Raw genomic sequence first — 14,321 nt, 5'->3', positions numbered from 1 at the left:
GCGGCGGCCGCAGTCGCCCGCTGAAACGGCGGCCGCAGCTCCGACGCAGTGCGGACCGGATCCGGCGACATGGACGACAAGATCGCCGGGCGGCCGGCAGCAGACCGTCGAGGGGAAGAACACCAGTGCGTGCAGAGGCTCGTGTGGTTCGGGTCCAGCTTGGGGACCGCAGTGGTGTGCGCGGGTTGCCGCGTTCCGGCGGGGTGAAGGAGGACCACATCATGGTGCGGGCCGTTGGCCAGGGCGACGGTCGGGTACAGCGCCGGCGGGATGGCGGCCCGTATCTGCTCGGCGGGTGGGGCCTTCGTCGCGATAGGCCGGGCCTCGGGTCGACGGCCGGTGGCGGGGCATGCGGTGGACGCGCGCCGCGGGTCAACCGGACGCGGGCCGCAGATTGTCCATGAGCCGGCCGAGGGCGAACTCGAAGCGATCGTCTGCGGTGCCGGAGATCAGCTCGGCGGCATGGCGTCGGGTATGCGGGAACTCCTCGGCGGGCAGCGCGGTGAAGCGGTCCAGCAACTCCTCGTTGCCGAGCACCCATTCCTGACCCTGATCCGGGTGCCGACGTCGTTGCCGGACCATCGACTGCTCCAGTGCGTAGGCGCCGACGTAGAGGGACATCGCGTCGCGGACCCAGCCGGCCGTCCTGGGTTCGATGCCGCCCGCGAGCAGGATCGCCAGGATCCCTTCGCCGACCCGCAGCGTTTCCAGGTGGGTCGGCACCATGGCCAGCGCGGCGCGTGAGACTCCGGGGTACTTCAGGTACAGGTCGCGGATCTGCGCATACACCCCGAGCAGCTGCTCGCGCCAGGCACCCGGGTCCGGTTCGGGGAGCACGACCTGGGCGTAGAGCCTGCCGATCAGCAGGTCGTCGATGTCGTCCTTGGTGACGATGTGCGCGTACAGCGAGGACGGACCGGTGCCGAGCACCGCGGCGACCCGGCGGATGGTGAGCGCGTCGTACCCCTCGGCGGCGACGACTTCCAGGGCGGCGTCGGTGATCCGTTCGACGGTGATCGGCTTCCTGCGTGGCGCTGACCGGGGTGCCGCCGCTGCGGGTTGGGCGTGGCGGGCTGCGCGAAGTCTGCGGGGATCGGCGGGCATGCCGGCCACGATACCTTGACACGATCTAAGTTCGCTGCGTAGAACTTAGATCGTTAGAGCGAACTAAGTTCGTTCATATGTCTTGGAGGTGTGTGATGCGAGTTTCCGTCGTCGGAGCCGGGCTGGGAGGCCTGGCGCTAGCCCAGGGTCTGCGTGGTGCCGGGATCGAGGCCGAGGTGTTCGAGCGCGACCCGGGGATCGGCGCACGGTTCCAGGGCTACCGGCTCGTGCTGGACCCGGACGGCTTTCAGGCGGTGCGCGCCTGCCTGCCGACGCGCTGGCACCCGCTGTTGGACGAGATCGTCATGGACGCTGCCGCCGAGCAGCTGATCCTGGACCCGCAGCTGAAGGAGATCGGCAGGCTCGGCGCGGGCCGGACCGGCATCGTCGTCGACCGGCAGGTGCTGCGCCACCTGCTGCTCACGGGCCTCACCGTGCACACCGACGCCGCGTTGACCGGCTACCACGTGCTGGCCGACGGCAAGGTCCAAGCCCGGTTCGCCCACCGCGCCCCGGCCACCGCCGACCTGCTCGTGGGCGCGGACGGCGTCAACTCCGCGGTCCGCCAGGTGCTCTCGCCCCAGACCACCCCGCTCGACACCGGCGTCCGGTTCGTCATCGGCCGCACCCCGCTCACCGACGAGTTCGCCGGCCTGTCCAAGGCCTACGGCTCGAAGATCACCGGTGACGGCGTCAGCCTGCTGCTCGGCGCGATGCGCTTCCGCACCCCGCCGAAGCAGGCCGCCGAGCAACTGGCCCCCGAAGTCACCCTGCCCGACATCGGCGACTACGTGCGCTGGGCCATGATCCTGCCCCCGAACGGCTCACTGGAGGACCTGACCGCGCAAGACACCGTGCTGTCCAGGATGGAAGGCTGGCACCCACAGCTGCGTGCACTGATCGAGCAGGCCGACCCGGACAACAGCACGCTGCTCTCCATCCGGGTCGTCCAGCCCGGCGAGCGCTGGGCCGCCTCCGGCCCGGTCACGCTGCTCGGCGACGCGATCCACGCCACCTCCCCGACCGGCGGCAACGGCGCCAACACCGCTCTACGCGACGCCGACCTGCTGCGCCGCCTCATCGGGGCCGACGAAGGCCGCCGGGACCTGCTCGGCGCGGTCGACGCCTACGAACGGCAGATGTTCGAGTACGGCACCGAGGCCGTACGCAGCAGTCTCGAGAAGCTGCCCGCCTTCGCCCCCGAAGCGAAACTCTCCTGAAGCCGAAGCTCACCACCCCCGCCTGCCCGACCTTCACCCCGCCAGCACCCGACATCAGGCCCCACAACCGGCCGGGGCCCTCACGCGTGGCGAATGCCCGACGGCACACAGCTCACAAGCCAGGCCAGGCCAGGCCATCAAGATCATCTCACTGCCCCTATGGGGCTCATCTTGGCCGGACCCCCGGAGTGGCCGTCGAGGTCATCAATTCCCTTCTCGAGTACGCCCGTGCCGCAGCGGCGGCCATCCGGGCGCGGGTTGCCGCCGTGGTCGACATAGCGCTGGCGGCCGTCGACGTCGCCGCGACGGTGTTCGTGATGAACCACGGCGGCCGGTTCCACCGCCGGCACCTGCTCGCCGAAGCCCGCCGTCACCTCGCTCTCGTCCTGCGCGGCCGCCGCCGCGAGCCGGGCCTGGACGAGCAAATCGTGGATGCCGCCATCGCCACGTACTGCCTGGACATCAGCGAGCCGAAGACGCTGCGCGGCCTGCTGCCCGCCTGCCGCCTCTACACCGCCCGCTGGTCACTGGCCGGCCTCACACCCGACCGCCGCCCGCCGACCACCGTCCCGGACACCGACCGGCAGCCCCCGCCGACCCGGGCACACCGGCCGCGCCCCGGCCCTCGGATCTGCAGCCGGGGGAGCGGGAGGTACCTCGCGCCCCGCTGCAGTACGAACGGGCCGTCCTCGCCGGCGCGGTGGTCCGCGAGAAGCTGCGCACCACCGTCGCGGCGCGGGGCCGGGCGTACGACGTCGTCGCGCACCAGCAGGCGGCGATGCCCGAGCAGCTGCTCGCGCCCCCGGCCGCCGACCCCGAGCACGACGACCAGGAGCCGGAGGCCGGGCGCCGGGAGGCGATCGACCTGACGGCGCTGCGGGCCTTGAGGGAATCCCGCAGGGACGTGGAAGCCCTCGATCTCACAGATGAGAAACTGCGCCACCTCCAGGACGCCTTCACCAAGGCAGCCGACGACTCTCGCGCCCGCGCGGACCGCTACGCCGACCCGCACGATGCCGACGCAGCGCATCCCGTACGCGAGAACGACCAGCAGGCACACCACCCGCGGCAGCCCGGCCCCCACCGCGGCCGGGAGGTCGGCCACTGAGCGCACCCGCTGCCGCGCACCTGATGTCGCGGTGCGCACCGACGATGCCCGCGGACGTCATCACCCGCCAAAAAACGCGGGCACAGCTCGCCGTCAGGTACCCGCGCACTGCTGCCGGCGCTGTGTGGCCGACGAGGGGGCGGCGCTTGGCCGGTTTGCGACCGGCGCGAGCCAGAGGGCCTGTGAGCTGGGCGTTTCATGCCGCACCTCGGCAGAACACGTAGTGGTGGTTTCGCGCGGAGGCACTGGTTCCGCAGCCGTGTGTCGGGGCTGAATGGAAGCGAGGCCGGAGCGGGCAGACCACGCGCTCCGGCTGATTGCGCACACTCGCGGCACACCCGCTCCGGAGGGACTTCTTGGTGGACCAGCTGGCATGGCGTCCGTATCGACTGGCCGTGGCACCGACCGTGCGGCGCATGTCCATCGTGGCCCGGGTGTACGGGTATCCACCGGATCACAACGCGGGTTCGGAGTGGATGCTGCACTCGATGCTGCGGCCGCTGGCCGAGCGCGGCCACCAGGTGGAGGTCTGGCTGTCCCACCCCGGCAGGAGCGAGAAGACCTACGAGATCGACGGGGTGCGGGTCGTCCCTTTCCAGGAAGGTATCGACTTCGCCGCTCACGCCCACACGGCGGACGTGCTGGTCTCCCACTACGAGAACGTGCCCCTGGTCGCCGGCCTCGCCCGGGAGCGTCTCATCCCGCTGGCCGTGATCTGCCACGACAACTTCGCCGCCAGCTTCCACAACGCGGCGGGCGCCGATCTCGTCGTCTACAACAGCGAGTGGATCCGCCGGGACGGCGAGATCTTCTACGCCCGCTACCCGCGCGAGTTCCTGCCCCGGCACAGCATCGTGGTGCGGCCGCCGGTGATTGCGGAGGAGTACCGCACGCAGCCCGGGGACTGCGCGACCCTGGTCAACCTCAACCCGGACAAGGGCGGTGAGCTGTTCTGGCAGATCGCCGCCTGGACACCGCAGTGGAAGTTCCTCGGTGTCCGCGGCGCCTACGGCCAGCAGATCATGCCGCCACCGAGGCTGCCCAACTGCGAGGTCCTCGACGGGGTTCCGGGGCAGCAGATGCGCGAGCACGTCTACAGCCGCTCCCGTGTGATGCTCATGCCGAGCCTGTACGAGTCCTGGGGACGCGTCGCGGTGGAGGCGTTCGCCTCCGGCATCCCCGTGCTCGCCCACCCCACCCCCGGGCTGGTCGAGTCCCTGGGTGAAGCGGGCATCTTCGCCTACCGCGACGACCTCAACGCCTGGATCGACGCTCTGACAGCCCTGCAAGACGCGGACAACTGGGCCCGGGCCTCGCGACGGGCCGCAGCCCGCTCCATCGAACTGAGCGCCACACCCGACCTCGACCTGTGGTGCGACGCCATCGAATCGTTGGCCATGAAGCGCATGGCCAACGGCGTACGCAAGCGCGCCATCGGCACGCTCGTCGATGTGGGCGAGATGAGCCACAGCCTTGGGGACGACTCCGCGCTCCGGGGGACGAACCGCGCCTGCGGCCGTCATGGTGCCGCGGAGCACAGAGAAAACACCACCGGTCCCGTCGACCTGCATCGAAAGGAAGGCACGTCTTGACCGAGGCAACTCTTCTCCCCACTGCCGAACCCGTCACGGTGATCGAGCCACGTGCGGCCATTGCGCCGACCATCAGCGCACCGATCGCTCCCTTCACCCACATCCTGCGATTCGACTACACCGGAGCCGTCCAGGACTTCACGGTTCCTCCCGGCGTCACCACGGTCAACGCCCGCTGCTGGGGCGGCGGAGGCGGCGGGGCCGGCCAAGGAGGCGGGGGCGGATTCGCCACGGGGAACATCGCCGTCGTCCCCGGGGAGACCCTGCGGATCGTTGTCGATCTGGGAGCAAGCCACGGTGGGGGCGGGATGAGCGGCGTGTTCAGTCAGCGGCTGGGACAGCCGCTGCTGATCGCCGGAGGAGGAGGCGCGTGCACGCGGCCGGGTCTCATTGACGCGCGCGGCGGGGCGGGCGGCGGCACCAGCGGTTTTGACGGACAGCCTCAATCGCGGGGCGGGTGGACCGGCACGGTGGCGCGCGGAGCATCGGGTTCGACGGGCGGTGCCGGCGGCTCCACAGGCAGTAGTTATGGGGGGCGTGGTGGCAACACCGGCCAGAACGGAGGCCCCAACGTAAATGGAGGTCCTGGGGGCCAGGTGCCGATCCCGGGTATGGGGGGAGGCGGGGGCGCGGGCTACAGCGCCGGTGAAACAGGTGGAGGCGCCGGCTACGCGGGAGGCGGCGGAGGGCTCACCCTCGCCAACTCACAGGGCTACTGGGGCAGCGGTGGTGGAGGTGGCAGCAGTTTTGTGAGCGGCCCGGGCGTCACCGAAGGACGCACCGTGGCCGGCAATGGCGCCCAGGCGGGCGGCAAGGACGATCCCCTGTACCAGTCTCCCGCCGGTGACGCGGACCACCACGGTCAAGTGGTCTTGCAGTGGTCGGAGTTCACACTCACGCCCGGCGGCCCGCCGGACGTGGAGCTGACGCGGGGCGGGCCCGTCGGGTATCCGGGAATCCACGTCGACTCCGACGTGGAGGTTGCGCCGGTGACGGTGTCGGTCACGCTGCCCGCCGACCGCGGACTGCTCTTCGGCACGCAGGCACTGGCCGACTACCAGCTGACCGTCCAAGACCCTTCCGGGCGGACGACACCGTACATGGGAAAGCTCTTGGAGGACGGAGCCACGCTCGTCTTCTCCGACGTGGACCTGAACCTGCCCGGCACAGCGGTGATGTGGGTCGCCGTAAGCGCCGGCCACAACGCCCCGCTCGGAGCCACCAGCCTGGCCTTCACCGTCGCCGGCAAGCCCTCCTCCTCCACCACGGTCGTCGTCACACCCGCCTACGACGTCGCACCCGGCGGCGCCCCCGTCACCGCGGAACGAGGAGGGGCACCCGTCTACCCGGGCGTGGAGGTCCGTAACAACGGATCACAGGACATCCCCCTGCAAACTGTCACCGCGGCCCTCCCGGCCGAGCTCAACATGCAGTTCGGCACACCGGGCAATCCCGACCAGCAGCTGACTGTCTGGGACGCCAACCACAACACCACCGTGTACATGGGGAACCTCTCCGACGACGGGCAGGTACTGACCTTTTCCCACGTCGACCTGGGCATCCCCGATGCCGGATCACGATCGGTCATGTGGGTCGCCGTGAGCGCCTCCGACGCCACCCCACCCGGCGCCACCCGGGTCGAATTCTCCGTCGGCGACCGACTCTCTCCCTCCACCACCATCAATGTCATCTGAGCAACCCGACAGTCACACGGCCCGCTGTGCTCGAAACAGCCCAGCGGAGCGGGTGCTCAGCAGTCGTCCCGCGCTCCACGCAGGCGGAGGTTGAAGGACGAGGGCAGCAGCTGTGCCGAAGTCCTTCCCAAGTGCGGCATGGCGATGCGGCGGCGCCTGCATGCAGCCCAAGACCCGCTGGGGCGCGGCCGCGAAGAGCGAATAGGCCCACTGCCGCTGTTCGGTATATCCCTCACATTTTCCAGTCAAAGGGAGATTGGCATGGCTGCATCAGTATCAGCGGTATCACCAGTCGACGTTCCGACGTCGGACCCGGAATGGACGGGTATCAAGACCCTCGGGTACGCGAACCGGTTCTCCGTCTGGGACTCCGAGTTCCGCTACGACGGCCGCATCCGCGTCCCGATGGGTATCAAGATCACAAAGGTCGAGTACGCCTACTGGGGCCGGGACGACCTGGCCTACATCACCGCCGTCGAGGTGCCACGCGGCCGCATGGGCATCGACCAGGAGTACGAGGTCATCGACCTGACGTTCCTCGCCGACTCCGACGTCATCACCTTCACGCTGCGCGGTGACCTGAACGTCGACGCTGCACCGGAGCTGGGCCAGTACAGCCGCATGTACCAGCTCGGCGTGAAGGTCAGCCTCAGCGACGGCACGACCCGCATCACGCATGTTCAGGTAGAGGTTCTCTGGCCCCTCTACGACCCGGACAACGGGCGGATCGGGCGCCCCTTCGTCCGCCTGCCGTACGACACGGCCTGGGGCGGAACTCCCAACAGCCAGGCCGGCTTCGGCTACGTGGCAGACAACGGCTACATCGCCGACAAGTTCATCATCGACCTGGTCAATCCCCGCCAGGGCAGGGACAACGTGGCCGGCAACAACGCCGACCACGTGTACTACCAGCTGGTGCACGAGGACGGTACGCCGTCCCACCTCACTCCCGCCCCGGTCAAGTTCAACGTCAAGGGCCACGCGGACGCCGGAATCCTCAACAAGCGCATCCTCGACGCCGTCAATCTGCTGGATGAGGGCGACAGGCCGGGGTATTACCGGTTCCTGGTCTGGCCGCAGTCCACCAACACCTCCGACGGCAAGACGAGCGCCCTGAGCTGGATGCCGGACAAGCCGGAAGATGCCTTCCAGCTCGGCAGCGTCTACTTCCGCTACACCGCCACGCGCAGCGCCAGCTTCTCGGTCGTCCCGGGCGGCCCGCCGGACGTCAGGCTGACCGCGGGCGGCCCCGTCGGCTATCCCGGGGTGCATCTCGAAACCAGCGAGGGGCCGGTCCCCGAGCAGACCGTCCAGGTCAGCCTGCCTGAAGGGCTGGGGCTGCAGTTCGTGGAGGAAGGCAACCCCGGCTACCAGCTGACCGTGCTGGACTCCGACGGAGCACAGAAGCACTTCGTCGGACAGCTGTCCCCAAGCGGCCAGACCCTCACCTTCTCCAAGGTCAACCTGGCGCTGTGGGGCAAGGGCTCCAAGTCCACCGCGTGGGTGGCCGTCAAGGCCAGTGACCCGAGCACCACGGGCCGCACGTCTTTGACGTTCCAGGTGGGAAGCGAGACGAGCCAGAGCACCCCCATCGAGGTCGGCGCCCGCTGACCGTCCAGCCCGTGCCCGCACCCCGACGAGGTCAGTTCCCCCGGCGGGGCGCGGGCGCGGCGAGCCGCAGAAGTTGACTACGGGGAGCGAACGGAGACCACCCATGCGTCCGACGTCTATGGGCCGACTCGCGGCCCTCGCCTCGACGGCCCTGCTGGCCTGTCCTGGAGGATCCATGCGACACCCCGTCTCCCGCCTGCGAATGCGAGCACTGGCCGTGGGGCTCGCGCTGGCGGCGTCCGCGCTTGTGCCCTCCGGCTCCGCTGGTGCGGCTGATCAGTACGAGTGGGCCGCGCTGGGCGACTCGTACACCGCCGGCGGCTTCGTCGGAGCCCCGCAGCCCCCGCTCGGCGATGCGTCGCGGGACGGCTGCGACCGCACCACCCACGCCTACCCCGGCGTCATCGACCGGGAGCTCGAAGAGTTCCCGCCGGGCAAGCCCGTCCACCTGACCAACGTCAGCTGCGGCAACGCCACCATCGCCAACATCGCCGACACCAAACAGACGCCGATCAGCCCGGTCCAGCCCCCCGCCGGAGGCTGGCCCGCAGTGGACCCGCAAATCCAGCGAGCGAAGCTCAACGACCAGACCGACATCGTCACCATCGGCGTCGGCGGCAACAGCCTGCCCTTCGGCGGCACACTCCTCAAGTGCCTCGAACTGGGCGCGACGCCCGGCAAGTCCTGCCGCGACTACTACACCAATCCTCCCGAGGGGGAGAACATCCAGGACAAGCTCGCCAGGGTCCAGGATGAGTACATCCAGATGCTGGTCAAGGTGCACCAGGCCGCACCCAACGCCAAGGTGATCACCGTCGGATACCCGGCCGTCCTGCCGGAGGAGGGCAGCGCCTGCAACCGCCTCGCCCTCACCGAACTCGGCTCGATCAAGCACGCCGACATCGACTGGCTCCGTGACAACGTCCTCAAGCCGCTGAACAACACGATCCAGCGGGTCACGGACTTCTTCGGCGACCGCTACGTCGACGTCTACTCCTCCAGCGTGGGCCACGACGCCTGCCAGCCCGCGGGCACCAAGTGGGTCGAGGGAATCTGCGGCGACGCCGCGGACTACTGGCCCGCCAAGGTCCCCGGCACCCTGCTGAACTGCGCTGCCATCCACAAGCGGGTCACCCTGGTCCACCCCAACGCCCAAGGCCAGGCCAACACCGCCGCCCACGTCGAACGAGCTATCCGCATCGCCCTCCTCGAACGCTGACCAACCAGCCCGAACCCTGACGCCACACCGGCACCCGCACGGAATCGCGGCCCGGAACACTTGGCCGACGAGCACAAGGAACGCCGACACCCGGCAGCCGGCACCTGCCGGATGCTCGCCGAGCGCATCCAGCGCGAGGCGTACACCGGAAGGTGCCGGACAGGCCCACGCGGACTTCGCCGCCCTCACCGGCGGCGAAGTGCCCCAACCCCCCCACAGAGCCCAAGGCCCCACAACATGCTGAGCTGCATGCCGCCGTACGGTGGGCATATGGGCAGGGACGGAGTGCCCCGGCTGCGTCTGGTTGACGTCGCGGTGGGCGAACGAGCGAAAAGCGTGCTCAGGCCGTGTGAGCCTTACTTGGCCGCGGGTGCCGTGGTCAGCGGCTCCCCATCGCTTTGGCCGCTTGACAAAAACCATGAGGAATCCGGACGGAGTTGTACGCGCCTCTGACCGCGCGGGGCGACGCGTTGTTCGGGTTGTACGACGCGTTGTTGTGCACGGACGGACTGGCGCGGAGGCTGGTCGACCTTGCGCTCGGTCCGGAACGCTGCCGTGGGCACAGGGCCCTGTACGGCGGGTTCAACCCGGGACGGATCCACGTGGCCCGGCTGCGCCGCGGCTCGCTGCCGCTGCCGCTGCCGTGGGCCGTGGGCGGTCGGTTCGTGCTGCCGGGGCTGCAGGCATCGTCATGACTTCGGCGGCGAGGCGGTGGTAGCAGGCTGCGACGGTGTGCCAACTCAGGTCTTCGGATGCCAGCGGGTGGGCTTGCGCTGGGCCGGGCTTCGGGTTTTTGAGGAGGGCTGTGATGGCGTCGGCCATGGCCTGCGGGTCGCGGTGGGGAACGACGATGCCGCGGCCGGCGGTCAGGAGCTCCACGGCGTGCGGGAAGCGGGTGGCCACGACCGGGATTCCGGCGGCGACTGCTTCGGTGAGGACGCCGGAGGTGGCTTGGTCCGGGGTGTCGTAGGGCAGCACCACGCACGAGGTGTGCTTCAGCCGGGATTGGAGTTCGTCCGGGGTGAGGAAGCGGTCGTCGAAGGTGACGCGGTCGGCGACGCCCAGTTGGTCGGCTTGTGCGGCGAGTTGGTGGCGGTAGCTCTCGCCCTGGTGCTCGAGGATGCGGGGGTGGGTGCGTCCGGCGATGACGTAGCCGGCGCGTGCGGCGTTGCCGCGAAGCAGGGGAAGAGCGGCCAGGGCCCATTCGATGCCCTTGTCGGGCCGCAGCAGGCCCCAGGTGAGCAGGGTCGGGGCCGTTTGTCCGGTCCGGTGGGCCGCTGGTTCGTGGGCGTGGCGCACGCCGACCAGTTTGGGGGCGACGCCGTGCGGGATCAGCCGGATGCGCTCGCCCGGGATGCCGTACTGCGCGGACAGTCGGTGTCGGGCGTCCTGGCTCATGGCCACGACGGCGGCGGCCTTGGCCAGGATGCGGTCGATGACGGCGCGCTGGTGGTGGGTGGGGTCGGCCGGCACGGTGTGCACGACCACGATGGCCGGCACGGTCAGCAGGTCGATGACGCGCAGCGCATCGACGCCGTTCGGGCCTCCGTAGATGCCGAACTCGTGTTGGAGGATGGCGACGTCTTCCTGGTTCAGGATCCGGGCGGCAGCCAGGCAGCTGGCGGGTGAGTCGGGTTCCAGCACACCGCGGACCTCGGGCGGCCATGTGGCGGCTCCCACACCCGGACCTGCCGGGTCGACGGCAGCGACCACTGCGCCGGCCGCCAACGGGGGCAGCGCCGTCCGCAGCGCGGTGGTGAAGTTCGCGATGCCGCACATCTGGGGTGGGTAGGTGCTCAGGAACCCGATCCGGGTCACCGTGGTGTCCCCGTAGGCACTGCAGGCACCGCTGTGACGGCGTGCAGCTCGTCGAGGAGTTCGTCCGCGATGGTGTCCCAGGACCGGGTCGCGGACTGCCGCAGACCGTGTGTGCTCAACGAAGCGTGCAGGTCCGGGTTGTGGAAGAGCGCGTTCATGAGCGTCGCGGCGTGCACCGGGTCCGGCGGCCACGCCCATACGATGCAGTCGTCGTCGAGCGCCGTGACGCGTCCGGGAGAGTGGATGAGGAGACCCGCGCGCCCGACGACCTCGCCGATGGCGCTGTTGGCGGTGGCCACCACCGGCAGTCCTGCCGCCTGCGCCTCCAGCAGCGGCATTCCGAAGCCCTCGCCCGTGGAGGGGAAGAGCAATGCGTCCGCCGCCTGGTACAGGGCGGCCACGTCAGTCTCGCTGAACGGGTCACGCAGCAGGTGCCTCTCGCGGCGGCTGAACGTGACCTTGGCGGCAAGGTCGCTGGCGTGGATGAGTTCCAGCAGGCCGCGTCCGGGCTGGGTGTGCAGGTGGAGTACGGTGCGCCGGGCCGCTTGGGGATCGTCGCGGCAGTACAGGCGCAGCGCCTCGATGGCGTACTCGATACCCTTGCGCGGGTCGTTGCGGCCCACGTACAGGAACACGAAGGCGTCCGGATCCCAGCCGAGCCGGGTGCGCAGCTGCCTGCGGCGTGGCGGATCCACCGGATGGAAGATGTCGAGGTCGACGCCGAGGCCGACGAGGCCGATGTCGTTGCGGCTGGTTGCCCGGGCCATTTGGGAGCGGCCGTTCTCGGCCTGCGCCAGGATCCGCGCACAGCAGCCCAGGACGGCCCGCCAGGGGTGCGGGGGTGTGTCGCGGTCGAACTCGACGGGGAACCACCCGGCCACCGGTGCCGGGCAGTCCTGAAGGGCCGGCAGCTGGGAGCGGAAGTGCAGGATCCCGCCGAGGAGCAGGACCGCATCGGGTCGCACCCGATCGAGCAGCGCAGGCCGCGCGCTGGCGCGCTCATCGGGAGGCGAGCCGAGCCCGACCGAACGCACAAGCAGCTCCGCGCCGCGCGTAGAGCACGTCCTTCCCCAGATGAAGAGCCCACGTGGCAACCAGGCCGCGGCCCTCCCGCCCGGTCGAGCCGAGCCGGCGGCGGACCGAAGCGGGCGCGGGCACGGCCTCGGCGGCGCCAAGCCTGGGCGGGGGCCAGGGCCGCTACCGGGTCACCCGTCGCAGCGCGCGTGCCCGTCATGGCACCCCCTCCGGCTCAGCCAGCGGGCCCCGCGGCGGACGTCGAAGCCCAACGCGCCCGGCAAGGGCGGCGCCCAGGCCGACATCGTGCTCACCGCCCCGCAGGACGGGGTGCCGCTGCTGTTCATCGAGGTCGACAACTGCCACGAGACCGCGGAGGAGATTGCCGTCAAGCTGGAGAAGTACGCCGGCTTCTTCAAGCGGAAGACAAAGGACACCGACGGCAGGGAGCGCCCGATGTGGCGCACTCGCTGGCCGGCTCCTGCGGGCAGGCCCGGTGACGAGCCGCACCCGCCCGTCCTGCTGGTGTTCAACCACATCGGCGCCCGCGACCCGACCAGGACCGTTCCGCGCCTGATCGAGCTCACCCGGCACCTGTGGGCAGGGGAGCGGCAGGGCGGCGGCTACCACCTCTACGACGGGAAGATCCCGGTCATCGCGACCGGGCTTCGGAACCTGCGCCGGCACGGCCCGGCCGGACCGGTGTTCCTCCGCATCGGCCGCGACCACATGCAGCCGCTGCTGGAGGCGATCGGCAACCCCCGCCGTGAGGCTGCTGACGTGCGTGAGCGGGAGGCCGCCAGGGCCCGGCAGGAGGAGTACCAGGCTCAACTGCGGCGCGCGGCTGAGCAGAAGGCCGCCGAGGGTGAGGCACGCCGTCCTGTCTGCGCCAGCTGCGGGGCGAAGTTCACCGACGACCGGTGGGAGGCGACGGTTGCCTACCCGAAGCCGGGGCCACGGTGGCATCCGCCGCTGTGCGACGGGTGCGAGGATGAGGCCATCGAGGCCGCGAGCCGGAACGAGGACGAGCGCCAGGAGCAGGACCAGGCCGTGCCCGAGCAGAGGACCGAGGGTGGCTGGTTTGCGAGGCCATTTCGCGGAGTGATGTCCGTTTTGTGCTTTGGTGTGGGTCAGGTCGGCTGGTCGGTGACGTCCGCGTCGGTCCGTGGCCCCGCCAGGGCGAACTGTCCTGGTTCGGGTTCGTCGACCAGGCCGCGCGCCACGAGGCGCTTGGCCTTGGCGCGCACGCCTTCGATCGTCCGGGGCAGGTAGCCGAGGCCGAGGCGTTCGCACAGGTCGCGCGCCCGCAGTGGTCGGTCGGCCTGGGCGAGGGCGGTGAGGATCTCGGGGTAGTGGGGGAGGGGCGGCAGGTCCGGCGGCGGCTCGGAAGCCGACTCCTCCAGCTGTGGGGCAAGGGCGAGGATAGTCTTGCGGGTGATCCGCGCCGCCTCGGCCTCGGACGCCAACTCGGCCAGTTCTTCGGTGAGTTCGGCGTTCCCTGCACGCAGGACGTCGCTCCGCGCGTCGAGGGCGGACTCGCGTTCGTCCAGAAGGGCCAGGAGCCGGTCGGCGCTGGTCACGCGGTCGCCTCCCGAGGGGCGGTGGCCACGGCGGTGGTGCGCCAGGTGGGGGTGTCCTCGCCGGTCAGCCGACGGGAGAGGCGGTCGGTCTCGGCCCAGTGGACACGGGACTCGGACGAGGCGGGCAGCGACTCGTAGTCGCGGACCAGGCGTCGGTGCAGCATGAGCGTGCCGTTCGTCTGCTCGGCCCGCCAGCGGATCGGCTGCGGCACGAAGCCCTTGTCCTTGTCGCGCTCGGCATCACCGGCGAGATCGCCGCGGCCCGCGAGTAGCGCGCTCTGCCCCGTCCGTGGAATCGAAACAGAGCGAAATGCCACCGGCCCGCCGCGCCTCCTGGGGGCGGCGGGCCGGTGGTGCCCAG

Annotated in this window: 11 protein-coding genes and 1 pseudogene; 7 read left to right on the top strand and 5 right to left on the bottom strand. The window is 70.4% G+C overall.

Annotated features, from left to right (window positions below):
• Positions 1-372: 372 nt before the first annotated feature.
• Positions 373-1,104: a TetR/AcrR family transcriptional regulator gene (locus ABT288_RS37360; protein ID WP_351617745.1), complete on the bottom strand. Its 732-nt coding sequence runs from the start codon at positions 1,102-1,104 to the stop codon at positions 373-375.
• Between the two features lie 95 nt (positions 1,105-1,199).
• Here ABT288_RS37360 and ABT288_RS37355 point away from each other — a divergent pair, with 95 nt between their 5' ends.
• The gene (locus tag ABT288_RS37355; RefSeq protein ID WP_351617742.1) at positions 1,200-2,324 is read left to right on the top strand and encodes an FAD-dependent oxidoreductase; all 1,125 of its coding nucleotides are present in this window, start codon (positions 1,200-1,202) and stop codon (positions 2,322-2,324) included.
• A 143-nt stretch (positions 2,325-2,467) separates the two neighbouring features.
• Here ABT288_RS37355 and ABT288_RS37350 read toward each other — a convergent pair whose 3' ends face one another.
• Positions 2,468-2,749, bottom strand: a complete 282-nt coding sequence (locus ABT288_RS37350; RefSeq protein ID WP_351617740.1) for a hypothetical protein — start codon at positions 2,747-2,749, stop codon at positions 2,468-2,470.
• Between the two features lie 275 nt (positions 2,750-3,024).
• Between ABT288_RS37350 and ABT288_RS37345 the strand changes: the two genes are divergently transcribed.
• The 5 genes from ABT288_RS37345 (at position 3,025) to ABT288_RS37325 (ending at position 9,548) form a co-directional block, all read left to right on the top strand.
• Complete coding sequence (locus ABT288_RS37345) at positions 3,025-3,432, top strand: hypothetical protein (RefSeq protein ID WP_351617737.1); 408 nt, start codon at positions 3,025-3,027, stop codon at positions 3,430-3,432.
• A gap of 416 nt (positions 3,433-3,848) precedes the next feature.
• Entirely contained in the window at positions 3,849-5,024 is a 1,176-nt protein-coding gene (locus tag ABT288_RS37340) for a glycosyltransferase family 4 protein (RefSeq protein WP_351617735.1), read from the top strand.
• Between the two features lie 611 nt (positions 5,025-5,635).
• Positions 5,636-6,718 carry a hypothetical protein gene (locus tag ABT288_RS37335; RefSeq protein ID WP_351617732.1) on the top strand — a complete coding sequence of 361 codons (1,083 nt, stop codon included), beginning with the start codon at positions 5,636-5,638 and terminating at the stop codon, positions 6,716-6,718.
• Positions 6,719-6,979: 261 nt separating this feature from the next.
• Positions 6,980-8,329 (top strand): hypothetical protein, encoded by a 1,350-nt coding sequence (locus ABT288_RS37330; protein WP_351617729.1) that lies wholly within the window; start codon positions 6,980-6,982, stop codon positions 8,327-8,329.
• Positions 8,330-8,432: 103 nt separating this feature from the next.
• Positions 8,433-9,548 carry an SGNH/GDSL hydrolase family protein gene (locus ABT288_RS37325; protein WP_351617726.1) on the top strand — a complete coding sequence of 372 codons (1,116 nt, stop codon included), beginning with the start codon at positions 8,433-8,435 and terminating at the stop codon, positions 9,546-9,548.
• A gap of 582 nt (positions 9,549-10,130) precedes the next feature.
• Here ABT288_RS37325 and ABT288_RS37320 read toward each other — a convergent pair.
• Together ABT288_RS37320 and ABT288_RS37315 are read right to left on the bottom strand one after the other, a co-directional pair.
• The gene (locus ABT288_RS37320; protein ID WP_351617723.1) at positions 10,131-11,366 is read right to left on the bottom strand and encodes a glycosyltransferase; all 1,236 of its coding nucleotides are present in this window, start codon (positions 11,364-11,366) and stop codon (positions 10,131-10,133) included.
• Entirely contained in the window at positions 11,363-12,331 is a 969-nt protein-coding gene (locus ABT288_RS37315) for a glycosyltransferase (protein WP_351617720.1), read from the bottom strand. The genes ABT288_RS37320 and ABT288_RS37315 overlap by 4 nt, the downstream gene beginning before the upstream one ends.
• 109 nt (positions 12,332-12,440) lie before the next feature.
• Between ABT288_RS37315 and ABT288_RS37310 the strand changes: the two genes are divergently transcribed.
• Positions 12,441-13,652, top strand: a complete 1,212-nt coding sequence (locus tag ABT288_RS37310) for a hypothetical protein (RefSeq protein ID WP_351617718.1) — start codon at positions 12,441-12,443, stop codon at positions 13,650-13,652.
• Positions 13,653-13,956: 304 nt separating this feature from the next.
• Here the strand turns inward: ABT288_RS37310 and ABT288_RS37305 are convergent.
• Positions 13,957-14,181: pseudogene (locus tag ABT288_RS37305) on the bottom strand (transposase family protein); the annotation flags it as partial.
• Positions 14,182-14,321: the final 140 nt, after the last annotated feature.

This window comes from Streptomyces sp. NPDC001093 (assembly GCF_040298985.1).
In the GTDB taxonomy this organism is placed as follows: Bacteria; Actinomycetota; Actinomycetes; order Streptomycetales; family Streptomycetaceae; genus Streptomyces.
This window is presented reverse-complemented; position numbering and strand designations above follow the sequence as displayed.